Source organism: Clostridium sp. AF50-3, assembly GCF_003477445.1.
Lineage (GTDB): Bacteria > Bacillota > Clostridia > Lachnospirales > Lachnospiraceae > Otoolea > Otoolea fessa.
In genome coordinates, this window is the sequence record NZ_QUDH01000002.1 from 219226 (window position 1) to 234577 (window position 15352).

Consider the following 15352-nt stretch of genomic DNA (forward strand, 5'->3'; position numbering starts at 1 on the left):
GGAGGAGATAGATGGCTGCGATTCAGGTCTTGGATTCCAATACAATCAATCAGATTGCAGCCGGCGAGGTCATTGAACGGCCGGCGTCGGTTGTCAAGGAGCTTTTGGAGAATGCGATCGATTCGAAGGCGACGGCGATCACGGTGGAGATTCAGGGCGGCGGTCTGCAGACGATCCGGGTGACGGATAACGGAAGCGGCATTGTGCGCGAGGAGATCCCACTGGCATTTAAGCGCCATGCGACCAGCAAGATCCGGACGGCGTCGGATTTGTTTCAGGTGGCATCGTTAGGGTTCCGCGGCGAGGCGCTGGCGTCGATCGCGTCGGTGGCGAAGGTGGAACTGATCACGAAAACAAACGATTCGATCAGCGGTTCCCGTTACCGCATCGAGGGCGGCGAGGAACTGGGACTGGAGGAGGTCGGTGCGCCGGAAGGTACGACCTTTATCGCCAGAGATCTGTTCTACAATACACCGGTACGCCGGAAGTTTTTAAAGACGCCGGCGACAGAAGGGTCCCATGTGGCAGATTTAGTCGAAAAGATTGCCCTGTCGCATCCGGAAATCTCCATCCGTTTCATCAATAACAACCAGAGCCGTCTCCATACCTCTGGAAATCATAACTTAAAAGATATAATTTATGCGGTCTTTGGACGCGAGATCACGGCAAACCTGATTGAGGTGGATGCCGGAGCTGATCCGATCCGGGTAGGCGGCTTCATCGGTAAGCCGCTGATCGCGCGCGGCAACCGCACGTATGAAAATTATTTCATCAACGGACGCTATATCAAGAGCAGTATCATCGGAAAGGCGATCGAGGACGCATATAAACCGTTCATGATGCAGCACAAGTATCCATTTACGATGCTGCAATTTACGATCGATCCGTCGTATATTGACGTCAACGTCCATCCGGCGAAGATGGAGATCCGTTTCAGGGACGGCGAACAGATCTACCGGACGGTCTACCATACGATCGCGATGGCACTCGCTAACCGGGAACTGATTCCGGCGGTTTCGCTGGAGAATGAGAAGAATGCAGAGAAAGAGCTGAAGATTCCGGGGCTGGAAAAGGGAGTGCTGCCGGAGCTTCCAACCAGAAAGATGGAAAGCAGCCAGGGCAGCCGTCCGTCCTTAAAACCAGTCCGTATTCGTGAGGAACATCCGGAACCGTTTGAGACGAAACGTCTGGGGGCGTCGCAGGCAGAAATGATATCGGTCTCGGAAGATGTGCCGGGATATGGGGCTGAAAACGGCAGCGGATCAAATGTGGCTGTGTCAGGAACGGGGCGGTTCGATGAAGTGTTTGGAAGAACCGACACAACCGGCAGAGTTGAAAATGTTTCAATCAATACAGAGTCAGATCTGCCAGAGCCGGCCACGTCAGCGCCTTCCAGCGAATCCATCTCAGCTTCAGCGGGGCAAACTGCATCTCCTGCATCTGTTTCAACGGGATCGACCCAGTCCGCCCCATCTGAAAAGCCCCGTCAGATGGATCTGTTTGAAGATAAACTCCTGACCAAACCGGCGCGTGCGAACCACCGCCTGATTGGACAGCTGTTTGACACATACTGGCTGGTGGAGTATCATGATAATCTGTACATCATTGATCAGCATGCGGCGCATGAGAAAATCCTCTATGAGCGGACGATGGCATCCCTTCAAAAGAGGGAGTACACCTCCCAGATGATCGATCCGCCGATCATTTTGAGTCTCAACAGCAGTGAGCAGCTCAAATTAGAGCAGTATATGGAACATTTTACCTCGATCGGATTTGAGATTGAGCCGTTTGGCGGCAAGGAGTACGCGGTGCGTGCCGTCCCGGCGAACCTCTTTTCCGTCGCAAAACGCGAGCTTCTGATGGAGATGATCGACGATCTGGCGGAGGGCAATGGAAGCGGAACCCCGGATCTCATCAATGAGCGTGTGGCGACGATGTCGTGTAAGGCGGCGGTCAAGGGCAATCACACATTATCATTTGCCGAAGCGGACAAGCTGATCGATGAGCTTCTGGAACTCAAAAATCCGTATGCGTGCCCACATGGACGCCCAACGATCATATCGATGAGCAAATATGAGTTGGAGAAGAAATTCAAACGGATTGTATAACCCATTAAAAGGAGAGAAAGTCTTATGGGAAATCTGGAACAAGCGGCTGAAAAAAAGCCCCTGATTGTCCTGACCGGACCGACAGCAGTCGGAAAAACGGCGCTGTCCATCCAGCTTGCCAGGCGGATCGGCGGCGAGATCATCAGCGCGGATTCGATGCAGGTGTACCGCCACATGGATATCGGTACGGCAAAGATACGCCTGGAAGAGATGGACGGTGTGCCGCACCATCTGATCGATATTTTAGAGCCAACTGAGGATTTCAATGTCGTGCGGTTTCAGGCGCTTGCCCGCGCGGCGGCGGAAGATATTTACAGCCGCGGAAAAATTCCGATCGTGGCAGGTGGAACCGGCTTTTATATTCAGGCGCTGCTCAATGATATTGATTTCACCCAGATCGACGAAAATACGCAGTTTCGGGAGGAGATGGAACGCCTGGCAGCCGAACAGGGGGCAGAAGTCCTGCATGAGCGTCTGCGGGCGGTCGATCCAGAATCGGCGGAGGCGATCCACCCAAACAATGTAAAACGTGTGATCCGCGCGCTGGAATATTATGAGCAGACGGGCGAGAAGATTTCTGCCCACAATGAGGCGGAGCGGGCAAAGATTTCACCGTACCATTTCTTCTATTATGTATTAAATACCGATCGGACAGTTCTCTATGAGCGGATCGAGAAGCGGATCGATGAGATGATGGAAGAGGGACTGGTCGAGGAAGTGAGGCAGCTGCAGGCGATGGGCTGTCGCCGTGATTCAGTGGCGATGCAGGGACTTGGATATAAAGAAATTCTGGCATATTTAAATGGCGAAATGTCATTGGAGACAGCGGTCAATATCCTGAAACGCGATACGCGCCATTTTGCGAAACGTCAGCTTACCTGGTTCCGGCGGGAACGCGACGTGCGTTTCTTATATTTGCCGGAATTTGATAATGACCGGGAACGCGTGCTGGAACATATTCTGCAGGAATTAGCGGCGGAAGCGGGTATTATGGAGTGTGATTCATAAGATGGATGGAACACTCTAAATTATAAGTTGTAAAAATCAAGAAAAGTTAAAGAAACAAAAAAAGAATTATAGAATAACCGTAACTGTTCAGTAGGTCTGCGCATTTACTGCGCTGACCGTACGAAAACATGGGTCAGCAGGCAAAAATCCCATTGCCGTAGGCAATTTTTAATGGATTTTTGCGCGTGACTGTGAAGGTACTGAACAGTTACGAATAACCGACAACAGGAAAGGAACCACCATGGAGTTAGAGAAAATGTATGGCGACCTCGGTATTTCGAAAGAAGTGCTTGAATATGGAGCCAGAATCGAAGCGGCTCTGGAAGACCGTTTCACAGAGATAGATGGCAATGCAGAGTACAATCAGTTAAAGGTAATCGCTGCGATGCAGAAAAACCGCGTCAGCGATATTCATTTTTCCGGTACAACCGGATATGGTTACAACGACCTCGGACGTGAGACGCTGGAACAGGTATATGCGGATGTATTTCACACTGAGGACGCGTTGGTGCGCCCGCAGATCGTGTGCGGAACGCACGCGCTCTACACGGCATTAGCCGGAAACCTGCGCCCGGGCGACGAACTGCTTTCGCCGGTGGGAAAACCGTATGATACTCTGGAGGAAGTGATCGGCATCCGAGAGTCCAACGGTTCCTTGCGGGAGTACGGCATTTCATACCGTCAGGTTGACCTGCTGCCGGACGGAACCTTCGATTACGACGGCATCCGCGCGGCGATCAACGAGAAGACAAAACTGGTAACCATCCAGCGTTCCAAGGGATACGCATCCCGTCCAACCCTCTCGGCAGAGCAGATCGGTGAACTGATTGCATTTGTTAAATCCATCAAACCGGAAGTGATCTGTATGGTAGACAACTGCTATGGCGAATTCGTTGAGCGGATCGAACCGAGCGATCTCGGTGCGGACATGGTAGTCGGTTCCCTGATCAAAAACCCGGGCGGCGGACTGGCGCCGATCGGCGGCTATATCGCCGGAACCAGACAGTGCATCGAAAATGCAGCGTACCGCCTTGGTTCTCCGGGACTCGGACGGGAGGTCGGCGCGAGTCTTGGCGTCAACCAGTCCTTCTTCCAGGGACTTTTCCTGGCACCGACCGTTGTATCCGGCGCATTAAAGGGAGCTATCTTTGCGGCAAACGTCTATGAGCGCCTGGGCTTTGATGTGGTTCCGAACAGCACGGAGCCGCGCTATGATATCATTCAGGCGATCACGTTTGGAAAACCGGAGGGTGTTATTGCGTTCTGCCAGGGCATTCAGGCGGCGGCGCCGGTTGACAGCTATGTATCGCCGGAACCGTGGGATATGCCGGGGTATGATTCCCAGGTTATTATGGCAGCAGGTGCCTTTATCCAGGGATCCTCGATAGAGCTTTCCGCGGATGGTCCGATCAAACCGCCGTACAGCGTCTTCTTCCAGGGCGGACTGACCTGGTACCATGCGAAGTTAGGCATTTTAATGTCCCTGCAGAAGCTTCTGGATGCAGGCATAGTAAAACCTGAGCAGCTCAAAATCGACTAGAAATGACGTTTTTTGAATGATTTTGTAATTAATTTTAAGAAAACTTTAAAAAAAAATCTGCCGGACTGTCTATACACATTCCGGCAGTTTGTGCTAAGATAATAAAGATTATAGAAAGGGACGGTATTCGGTATCATGAATCGAGCAAAAAATTTCTGGATTCTTCTGCTGCTCCTGATGACAGGGATTGTGTTAGGTGGATTTATCGGAAATATGGCATCCGGCGTCAGGGGACTGTCGTGGCTGAATTACGGACAATCCTTCGGTCTGATGGACCCGGTTGTTCTTGATTTAGGAATCCTGGTTATCACGTTTGGTCTGTCAATCCGGGTGACGATGGCGAGCATCATCGGCGTTGTCATTGCACTGATCGCATATCGTCTGATTTAATCAAAGAATCCCGCCTGGTGGGAATGGCTTTCTGTATGCAGAGGAGAGGCACGCAGGAGGACAATCAATGAAAAAAGAAACAAAGAAACCAGTAAAAAGTTCTGAACCGGCCGCTGGATGGCGTCTTACTATGAAAGATATCCCTGAAAAAGACCGACCCTACGAAAAATGTGAGAGGGAGGGAGTTGGGGCACTGACGGACGCCGAGCTTTTAGCGATCCTTATTCGGACCGGAAACCGGCAGGAGTCGGCACTTTCCCTGGCAACCCGGATTCTGGCGCAGGCGCAGCCGCCGGGAATTTTAGGGCTTTTGCATCTGACTCTTCCAGAACTGATGGAGCAGAAAGGAATCGGCAGGGTCAAGGGAATCGAACTTTTGTGTGTGGGAGAACTGTCACAGCGGATCTGGCGCACCTTGACGCTTTCAGAAGCACCTGCGTTTACGGCGCCGGAGGCGATCGCCGCCTTTTATATGGAGGAAATGCGTCACAAAGAGCAGGAAGAGATGCACCTGATGATCCTCAATACGAAGCAGAGGCTGATTCGGGATATCCTGCTGTTTCGGGGAACCTTCAATCACTCTCCGGCGTCTCCGAGGGAGATATTTATCGAGGCGCTGCGCTATCATGCAGCCAGCATCGTTTTAGTACATAATCATCCGAGCGGGGATCCTACCCCCAGTGCGGAGGATCGGCGGACGACCGTCCGGATTCAAGAGGCGGGCGCTATGCTGGGAATCCGGCTTTTGGATCATGTGATTATCGGCGAACAAGCCTATTTTAGTTTCAAAGAACGGGGAATACTATCATTATGAAAAACAGCAAGTATATTCTGGCAGGTATGTCAGCCTTCTGTCTTGTGCTGATTACAGCAACGTCTATCAAATCAAGCTTTCTGATGCCGCTTCGGACGGGCGTCGGTTTTGTTCTGGTACCGCTGCAGTCAGGCGTCAACGCGATTGGCACAGGACTCTACAATGCGCTTGAAAATTTTTCTTCCCTGCGGGAGGCGCAGGAGGAGAACAAAAATCTCCAGATGCGTCTGGACCAGATGGTGGAAGAGAACAACCGCTTGCAGTCGGAGCTTTACGAGTTAGACCGTCTCAGAGAGCTGTATCAGCTTGATCAGGAATATATGCAGTATAAAAAAATAGCCGCCCGTGTCATTGCAAAGGACTCTGGAAACTGGTTTCAGGTATTCCGGATCGACAAGGGAGCGGACGATGGCATCCAGGAAGATATGAACGTCATGGCAGGCGGCGGACTGGTCGGTATTGTAACCGATGTCGGGGCAAACTATGCAACTGTCCGCGCGATCATCGATGACGACAGCAACGTCAGCGGCATGTCCCTGCGGACTGGCGATACCTGTAATGTATCCGGCAACCTGACGCTTTACCAGGATGGACGGCTGGGACTTGACCATATCAAGAAAGAGGCAGATATCCAGGAGGGCGACAAGATCGTGACCTCCAACATCAGTGATATTTTCCTGCCGGGCATTCTCATCGGTTATGCCTCCGGGCTGACGACCGATGCCAACAACGTAACCAAATCCGGTACAATCATTCCGGTTGCAGATTTTGATAACCTGCAGGAGGTACTGGTAATCACCCAGCTGAAAAATGGGGATGGAGGCGACAATAATGCGGAAGCTGCTGATTAACCTTGTCATGCTGATTCTGGCATTCACGATCCAGATCTGCGTGTTCCCACAGATCGCCTTCTTATCTTCGGCTCCGAACCTGCTGCTGATTGTGGTGTTTGTGTGCAGCTTCATCGAGGGGCGCGAGCGGGGGATGTTCTACGGACTGGTGGCAGGTCTTTTTATGGATCTGTTTTACAGTGGACCATTTGGCTTTTATACACTGTTTTTCATCAATCTGGGGTATGTCAGTGGAATCTGCAACAAGTATTATTATGAAGACTACATCACGCTGCCGCTGCTTTTGAGCCTGGCAAGTGATTTAATCTATAACCTGTACATCTATGTATTCCGGTTCCTGATACGGAATCGTCTGAATTTTGGGCATTATCTGGTCTCCATCATTATCCCGGAGATCATATTTACCACGGTTACGACGCTTGTCGTATACCGGTTTTTCCTTTTTATCAACCGGAAACTGAAAGAATGGGAACAAAGGAGAGATTCGAACATTGTTTGATGACCTGAAAGAATATCTGCGAGAATGGTTCAAAAAAGTGATTACCTCCCGGCTTTTTGTCCTGGCGGTTGTGTTCTGCCTGATGTCGTCCGCATTGGTGATGCGGTTGTTCAACCTGCAGATCATCAAGGGCGAAGAGTATCAGGATGCATATACAGCGATGACGGAAAAAGTCATAAAGACTGCCAGCACGCGGGGTAATATCTACGATCGGAACGGCAATGTGCTGGCGTACAACGAACTGGCATACGACGTTACCATACAGGATACCGGTGCGTACAAGACGGATGCACAGTGGAACACGATGCTCTACGATCTGGTATCGATCTTGAATAAACACGGTGAGAGCGCACAGACCAGTTTAGAGCTTACGCTCGATCACGATGGAAATGTCGTGTATACCTCCGAGACACAGTCCGGACGCAAGCGATTCCTGCGTGATTATTATGGTCTTAAAAATGTGGATGAGATGGACGATTCAGATGGAAAATACCCGTCCGACATTTCAGCGCCAGATCTGCTGGAGCGGATGAAAAAGGAGTACCACCTGACACTCGGTGACGATAAGAACCGGGACGGGCGCCCGCTTGACAAAGACGGCAATCCGATCGATGTTTCGGATGAGGTGGCGCTGCAGATCGTCGGTATCCGCTACACGATGCGTTTTACCGCGTTCCAGAAGTACGAATCGACAACGATCGCGACGGATATCAGCGATGAGACCGTTGCAGACATTTTAGAGCACGCAGCCGATCTGGTGGGCGTCAATATACAGGAATCGACGATCCGTGTGTACAATGAAAGCCTCTACTTTGCGCCGATCATTGGATATACGGGAAAAGTAACGAGCGAACGTCTGGAGGAGTTAAAGGCGGTCAACGATGACTATGAGTTAAATGATGTAGTAGGCCGTACCGGCATCGAATCCTCGATGGAACTGGAATTAAAGGGTAAGAAAGGTTCCCAGACGGCATATGTAGATAACGTCGGAAGAATCCTAAGCGTGACTGGGGAAGTCGCACCAGTGGCAGGCAACGATATCTGGCTGACCCTCGATCTGAACCTTCAGAAGGGTATTTACCACATTCTGGAGAAGCAGCTGGCGGGCGTCTTGTTAAAGACGATTGTCAACCAGGATGAGAAAGATATCGCTTATATCGATTCTTCCAGTATTAAGATACCGATCAAGAAGGCATACTTCCAGCTGATCAACAACAACGTCCTCTCGATTGACAATTTTGCTTCCGAAGAGGCATCCGATGTGGAACAGCAGATTTATCAGAAGTACGAGAGCTCACGCGTGCGGATTGAACAGGAACTGCGGGGCGAACTGCAGTCTGAAAATGCAACGCCGATGAACGCGCTGTCAGAGGAAATGCAGGCATATATGCAGTATATCTATTCGTATCTTTCTTCCAGCAACAAGGCGATTGTCCAGCGTGATGCGATTGATACGTCCAGTGACATGTATCAGGCGTGGAAGAACGGTACGATCAGTCTGCGGGAATACTTATATTATGGAATTGCCAACAACTGGATCGATACGACGAAGCTGGACATCCAGAGCCGGTATTCGAATGCGGACGATGTCTTCACGGCACTGCTAGACGACTGTTTCCGCGATCTGGAACAGGATCCGGCATTCGAGAAACTGATTTATCAGTATTTAATCAATAACAATGTTGTGACTGGGCGCGAGCTCTGTATGGCGCTCTATTCCCAGAATGTGCTTGCATACGATGAGAATGAGGTCAACCTGCTGCGTGTCAGCGGGGAAGAATATGCGTACCAGTTCCTGATGAATAAGATCCGCAATATTGAGATCACACCGGCGCAGCTGGCACTTGACCCGTGTACGGCGAGCTGTGTCGTGACGAGCGCGAAGACTGGCGAGGTGCTGGCACTGGTATCTTATCCAAGCTATGACAACAACCGGATTTCGGACAGCACCTATTTTGCCCAGCTAAATGCCGATCAGTCGCTGCCGCTGCGAAACAATGCGACGCAGACACTGAAAGCACCAGGCTCCACCTTCAAGCCGATCACGGCGATTGCAGGTCTGGAAGAGGGGGCAATCACGCTTTCTGATATGATTAACTGTACCGGTATTTATGAGGAAGTCAGCAATCCGATCCGATGCTGGAAATATCCGGGCTTCCACGGACCGTTAAATGTCGTGGGAGGCATCGAAAATTCCTGTAACTATTTCTTCTCGGAGGTGGCGCACCGCCTGTCCACAGAGACAGATGGAAGCTACAAACCGGAGAAAGGTCTGGAGACGCTGAAAAAATACGCGACCATGTTCGGTTTGGACCGGACTTCGGGCATTGAAATCTCGGAGGCGACGCCGTCTATCAGTGATACCGATCCGGAGCGTTCCAGTATGGGACAGGGTACGCACCAGTTTGCGAGCGTACAGCTTGCCCGCTATGTGACGGCGCTTGCCAACCGCGGCACGGTCTATGATCTGAGCTTGATTGATAAGGAGACGGATTCCCAGGGTAATCTGGTCAAGGATTATTCGCCGGCTGTGGCGTCAACCCTTGATTTCCAGACAAGCACCTGGGATGCAGTCCAACAAGGTATGCGCCAGGTAGTTACCAACAGTTCGACCAAGCGCGTGTTTGATGGTCTGGACGTACACGTGGCCGGTAAGACCGGTACTGCGCAGGAGTCCCAGAAACGGGGCAACCACGCGTTCTTTATTTCGTTTGCACCGTATGAGAATCCAGAAATTTCGGTGACGGTCAGTATCCCGAATGGATATTCTTCTTCGAATGCGGCGATGGTGGCAAAACACGTATATCGTTACTTCTATGGCTATGCGAGTCTGGATGATATCCTGAATTCAGGAGCATTGGATGCGTCCAATGAACGAATCAATGGAGATTAAGAGGTGATGGAACTATGAAAAGTTCCGTAGTAATAAAGGGATGTAAGTCCGGTATGACGGTAATTCTGAATCCGGACACCCCCTTTGAACAGTTACTGGAGGATGTAGGGAAAAAGTTTAAAGAAAGTGAAAAATTCTGGGGATCCGCCCAGATGACGCTGACCCTGGAGGGGAGAGAACTGACCCCAATCGAGGAACTACAGGTGACGGATGCGATTACCGCCAATTCCCAGATAGAGATTCTCTGTCTGCTGGATACTGACGCTAACCGCATCGCCCGCTGTGAAAAGGCGCTGACCGAGCGGCTGATGGAGCTGACTGCCCGGACGGGACAATTCTATAAAGGTAATTTATCCCGGGGCGATCTGCTGGAATCCGATGCGAGCATCGTGATCATCGGGGATGTGGAGCGCGGCGCGCGTGTCAGCGCACGGGGCAATATCGTCGTTCTTGGCACGCTGGCGGGTTCCGCCCATGCTGGGGCGGCGGGAAGTGAGGACGCGGTGATCACCGCGCTGGAGATGTCGCCGATGCACCTTCGGATTGCTGATCTGACAGCCAAAACGCGCAGCCAGGGTAAAAAGATGGGGCGCGGACCGATGATTGCATCGGTATCCGGTGGAAAGATTGACGTAGAATCGGTCAAAAAAAGTTTTTTAGATTATTTTCATTTTATTTAGCGTATTTAATGGATTTAAGACTGGAATTATTCTACTTTTTAGAGTAGAATAAAATGGTAAAACAGAATACAGGAGGATGTTCCTATGAGCGAAGTTATCGTTATTACTTCCGGAAAAGGAGGCGTCGGCAAAACGACAACCTCAGCGAACGTCGGCACCGGGCTTGCCATGCTTGGCAAACGGGTGGTTCTCATCGACACCGATATCGGTCTGAGAAACCTGGATGTCGTCATGGGACTGGAAAACCGGATTATCTACAATCTGGTCGATGTGATCGAGGGAAACTGCCGGATGAAGCAGGCGCTGATTCGAGACAAAAGATATCCTGACCTGTTCTTATTACCTTCCGCCCAGACGCGGGACAAGTCGTCCGTGAGTCCGGGGCAGATGATAAAATTAGTAGAAGACTTAAGAGAAGAGTTTGATTACATACTGCTTGACTGTCCCGCCGGGATTGAGCAGGGCTTTCGTAATGCGATCGCCGGGGCGGACCGGGCGCTGATTGTCACGACACCGGAGGTATCTGCGATAAGGGATGCTGACCGGATCATCGGACTTTTAGAAGCATCCGGGGTCGGGCGTATGGACCTGATTATCAACGGATCCGGAGCGATATGGTGCGCCGGGGCGATATGATGTCGGTGGATGATGTGATGGATATTCTGTCTGTCCCTGTGATTGGCACAGTCCCGGACGATGAGGATATCGTTATATCCACGAATCAGGGCGAACCGCTGGTCGGCATGAATGGATATGCCGGGCAGGCATATTTAAACATATGCAAACGAATACTTGGAGAATCGGTACCATTTATACAGCTTGATGCGTCTCCGGGCTTCTGGTCCCGGATATCCGGCTTCCTCAAACGTGCATAGGAGGGGACGCTATGATTCTGATTGCAGAACTGTTTACGAAAAAGAATTCCGGCGAGATAGCCAGAAAGCGTTTAAAACACCTTCTGACTGCCGATCGGGCGGCTGTTCGCCGGAACTTCTGGATCTGATTCGCGCAGATTTCCTGAGGAGCGTGTCACGTTATCTGGAGATTGATCCGGGGGATGTGACACTCCGGATTCTGAGGACATCCTCAGAACAGCCGGCGGAGGTATTCCCGGCGGTCTGTGCGTCGGTGCCGGTTCTTACTTTAAGGAGCCATTTACAGCATGATATTCGATTACCAATTTAGAAATTACAACTTTCGAGCCCTCATTTATATGATTCTGCTGAGTGTTCTCGGCATTTTGGTTGTCGGGAGCGCCAGCAATCAGGACCGTTCCTCTGTGATAAAACAGATTATCGGAGTGGTTGTATCCCTGATTATCTGTCTGGTTCTGTCTTTGATTGATTACCATCAGTATTTCCGATTTACCACGCTTATCTATGTGGTCTGTGCCGGAATGCTGGCGGCAGTTCTTTTGTTTGGACGTACCACCAAGGGCGCGACCCGCTGGCTGCGGATCGGCGGGATTCAGATCCAGCCGTCCGAGTTTGTAAAGATCGGTCTGATCCTCATCCTGGCAAATTTTCTTTCCAGAAACCGGGAGAAAATCAATGAGCCAAAGACATTGGGGATGACGGCGCTTATCTGTGTCCTTCCGGTCGGCATGGTATATTTACAGCCGAACCTTTCCACTACCATCGTCATCTGCTTCATGATTCTGTGCATGGTTTATGTAGCCGGTATCAGTTACAAATGGATTGCCGGTGCGGTGGCGGTCGGGGTACCTGGATTTGCGGCGCTTATCTATCTGTCGCTGCAGGGATTCATCCCGTTTCTCCAGAAATACCAGGCACAGCGTATCATGGGAAAGATTTTCCACAGCAGCAGTGAATTTACGGATCTGAACCGTCAGCAGGATAACTCCATGATGGCGATCGGCTCCGGGCAGCTGCGCGGCAAGGGGCTTTTTAACAACACATTAAGCTCCGTCAAGAATGGAAATTTCCTCTCGGAGGAACAGACGGACTTTATCTTCGCTGTTATCGGAGAGGAGCTTGGGTTTGTCGGCGGCGTGGCGGTCATTGCTCTCTATGCGCTGCTGGTGTATGAGTGCCTCTGGATTGCGGCGCGCGCGAAGGACACAGCTGGGCGTCTGATTGCATCGGGCATGGCGGCGCTTCTGGCGTTCCAGAGTTTTGCCAACATTGCGGTAGCCACGGGAATCTTCCCGAACACGGGTCTTCCGCTTCCTTTCATAAGCTCCGGACTTAGTTCGCTGCTCAGTATGTTTATCGGAATGGGAGTTGTTCTCAATGTTGGATTGCAACGAAATAACGTAACCGTTCAGTAAGTACATGCATGGACTGTGAAGCTGCATGGAAATTGAATTTTATGGTTATGAAAAATAGGAATCATTAAGGAGGCAGGTATAGATGTATATCGGGTTAATCGCACATGATGCGAAGAAAAAACTGATGCAGAACTTCTGTATCGCATATCGCGGCATCCTGAGCAAGCATGAACTCTATGCGACAGGAACGACAGGCCGCCTGATTGAGGAGGTTACGAATCTGACCCTCCATAAATATCTGCCGGGTCATCTGGGAGGTTCCCAGCAGCTCGGCGCACAGATCGAACACAATCAGATCGATCTGCTGATTTTCCTGCGCGATCCGCTGGCGCCGAAGCCGCATGAGCCAGATGTTAATGATGTTGTCCGCCTCTGTGATATTCACAATATCCCGATGGCGACAAACCTGGCGACGGCAGAGCTTCTCGTTAAGGCGCTTGACCGCGGCGATATGGAATGGCGGGAGATGTACAAATGAGAAAACAGACAATCGGACTTGCGGGCGCACTGATGCTTTGCGGTATCAGCATGCTGACCGGCTGTGGTGCCCGCGGTCTGGAACAGGCATATTCATTTCAAGAACGGGAAGCGCAGATGACGCCAGCGGCAGGTGCCGGGCTGGCGCCCTTTTTTGCCTCTTCTCTCTGCGTACCGGAATCTGCAGACGGCGATATTGCTCCAGATGATGCGGTGACGGCGCAGGCGGGCGCATTGTTTGATGTGACCGACTCCAGCGTTATATATGGTAAGAACATCTATGACCAGATGTACCCGGCGAGCATCACGAAGGTAATGACGGCGATCATCGCGATCGAGGAAGGCAATCTTTCCGATGCGGTGACGGCAAATGACGATGTCGTGATCCACGAGGCAGGCGCTTCGATGGCAGGCATCAAGCCGGGCGATACCTTTACGCTGGAGCAGCTCTTATATGGACTGATGATTCCGTCCGGCAACGATGCAGCCAATGCGATTGCGGATCATATCGCCGGAAGCACGGATGCGTTTGTGGAGAAGATGAATGCGAAAGCGAAGGAACTCGGTGCGACCCACACGCATTTTGTCAATGCAAATGGTCTGCACAGCACCGACCACTATACAACGGCATATGATCTCTACCTGATTTTCAACGAGGCGCTTAAACTGCCGCTGTTTTGTGAGATCATCAACGCGCAGTCTTATACAGCTGATTATACCGATGCAAATGGAGCCGCAAAACAGCAGGTCTGGAAGGTTGGCAACTGGTATCTGAAGGGAGACCGCGAGGCACCGGAGGGAGTGACTGTCTTAGGCGGCAAAACCGGCACCACACAGGCGGCTGGCTACTGCCTGATCATGGCGAGCGATGGGGACGATGGCAAGGAATATATATCGGTTGTGCTAAAATCTGCAAATCGTCCGTCACTTTATGACAATATGACGGAAATTTTGACTAAAATTTCAAATAAGTGATTGCAATATTTATAAATTTATACTATAATTATTTATACAATAAAAGATTTTACATACAACTTAAATAAATTCAAGGAGGAGATTGTTATGGTTCAGATCATCGCAGGAGCAAAGGGAAAAGGAAAAACTAAATATTTACTCGATATGGCGAACACGGCTGTCAAAGAAGCCAAGGGATCCGTTGTCTATCTGGATAAGAGTTCCAAACATATGTATGAGTTGAATAACCAGATTCGCCTTATCAATGTACAGGAATATCCGATTGATACCAGCGATGGATTTATCGGATTTATTTGTGGTATTATCTGCCAGGATCACGATCTGGAGCAGATGTATCTTGACAGCTTCCTGAAACTTGCCTGCCTCGAGGGAGCGGATATTGAAGAGACCTACAAGACGCTGGAGACCATCAGTGAGAAATATCATGTAAAATTCGTTTTAAGCATATCCATGAATGCAGCCGATCTTCCAGAGTGCGCGAAAGAAAGTGTTGTAGTATCTTTATAAGAGATTCAAAATGAACGAAACCGCAGCTGTCAGCGCAGGGCGGAGACAGGAGACTGTCCGATTCATCTGAAAAAGGAGAATTGGATGGTCTCTTTTTTTCCTAATTTTCTAGTTTGGGCTCAAAACCATCTTTCCACATTTTCATTGAAATGCTTCTTTTGCAGGTACCACCTTTGGGAAAAAATAGATATGCTTTTACATTTTTTTCAAAATTATAAGTATTTCCTATCATGCATATGAAATTTTTTGTATTGGATAAAAAAATTACAAAATATACTGAAAAATAATTGTAAAATTTCGATTTATACGGTATAATGACA

The 15352-nt window shown here is 50.3% G+C and carries 14 protein-coding genes and 1 pseudogene; all 15 read left to right on the forward strand.

Annotated elements, in window-relative coordinates; all coding sequences use genetic code 11:
- The first annotated feature begins 11 nt into the window (after positions 1-11).
- The 15 genes and pseudogenes from mutL (at position 12) to DW085_RS03525 (ending at position 15032) form a co-directional block, all read left to right on the forward strand.
- Positions 12-2108 (forward strand): DNA mismatch repair endonuclease MutL, encoded by a 2097-nt coding sequence (gene mutL, locus DW085_RS03455; protein WP_118491368.1) that lies wholly within the window; start codon positions 12-14, stop codon positions 2106-2108.
- A gap of 24 nt (positions 2109-2132) precedes the next feature.
- The gene (gene miaA, locus DW085_RS03460) at positions 2133-3116 is read left to right on the forward strand and encodes a tRNA (adenosine(37)-N6)-dimethylallyltransferase MiaA (protein WP_118491369.1); all 984 of its coding nucleotides are present in this window, start codon (positions 2133-2135) and stop codon (positions 3114-3116) included.
- 241 nt (positions 3117-3357) lie between these two features.
- Positions 3358-4656, forward strand: coding sequence for a methionine gamma-lyase family protein (locus DW085_RS03465; RefSeq protein WP_117795348.1), 1299 nt, complete (start codon positions 3358-3360; stop codon positions 4654-4656).
- 135 nt (positions 4657-4791) lie between these two features.
- The gene (locus DW085_RS03470; protein ID WP_106999848.1) at positions 4792-5046 is read left to right on the forward strand and encodes a DUF4321 domain-containing protein; all 255 of its coding nucleotides are present in this window, start codon (positions 4792-4794) and stop codon (positions 5044-5046) included.
- Between the two features lie 67 nt (positions 5047-5113).
- Positions 5114-5860 carry a DNA repair protein RadC gene (gene radC, locus DW085_RS03475; RefSeq protein ID WP_118491371.1) on the forward strand — a complete coding sequence of 249 codons (747 nt, stop codon included), beginning with the start codon at positions 5114-5116 and terminating at the stop codon, positions 5858-5860.
- Positions 5857-6711, forward strand: a complete 855-nt coding sequence (mreC, locus tag DW085_RS03480) for a rod shape-determining protein MreC (RefSeq protein WP_106999850.1) — start codon at positions 5857-5859, stop codon at positions 6709-6711. The genes radC and mreC overlap by 4 nt, the downstream gene beginning before the upstream one ends.
- The gene (gene mreD / locus DW085_RS03485) at positions 6692-7210 is read left to right on the forward strand and encodes a rod shape-determining protein MreD (RefSeq protein ID WP_022359512.1); all 519 of its coding nucleotides are present in this window, start codon (positions 6692-6694) and stop codon (positions 7208-7210) included. The genes mreC and mreD overlap by 20 nt, the downstream gene beginning before the upstream one ends.
- A complete protein-coding gene (locus DW085_RS03490) occupies positions 7203-10103 on the forward strand; it encodes a penicillin-binding transpeptidase domain-containing protein (protein WP_118467660.1) in 2901 nt (966 codons plus the stop codon). The genes mreD and DW085_RS03490 overlap by 8 nt, the downstream gene beginning before the upstream one ends.
- A gap of 14 nt (positions 10104-10117) precedes the next feature.
- A complete protein-coding gene (locus tag DW085_RS03495) occupies positions 10118-10783 on the forward strand; it encodes a septum site-determining protein MinC (protein ID WP_118491372.1) in 666 nt (221 codons plus the stop codon).
- 84 nt (positions 10784-10867) lie between these two features.
- Positions 10868-11658: pseudogene (gene minD / locus DW085_RS03500) on the forward strand (septum site-determining protein MinD).
- A gap of 151 nt (positions 11659-11809) precedes the next feature.
- Positions 11810-11968, forward strand: coding sequence for a hypothetical protein (locus DW085_RS19550; RefSeq protein WP_243033913.1), 159 nt, complete (start codon positions 11810-11812; stop codon positions 11966-11968).
- 28 nt (positions 11969-11996) lie between these two features.
- A complete protein-coding gene (locus tag DW085_RS03510; RefSeq protein WP_337803801.1) occupies positions 11997-13073 on the forward strand; it encodes an FtsW/RodA/SpoVE family cell cycle protein in 1077 nt (358 codons plus the stop codon).
- An 82-nt stretch (positions 13074-13155) separates the two neighbouring features.
- On the forward strand, positions 13156-13551 hold the full coding sequence (locus DW085_RS03515) for a methylglyoxal synthase (protein ID WP_022359519.1): 396 nt from the start codon (positions 13156-13158) through the stop codon (positions 13549-13551).
- Positions 13548-14525 (forward strand): serine hydrolase, encoded by a 978-nt coding sequence (locus DW085_RS03520; protein ID WP_181986192.1) that lies wholly within the window; start codon positions 13548-13550, stop codon positions 14523-14525. The genes DW085_RS03515 and DW085_RS03520 overlap by 4 nt, the downstream gene beginning before the upstream one ends.
- 87 nt (positions 14526-14612) lie before the next feature.
- Entirely contained in the window at positions 14613-15032 is a 420-nt protein-coding gene (locus DW085_RS03525; protein WP_022359521.1) for a hypothetical protein, read from the forward strand.
- Positions 15033-15352: the final 320 nt, after the last annotated feature.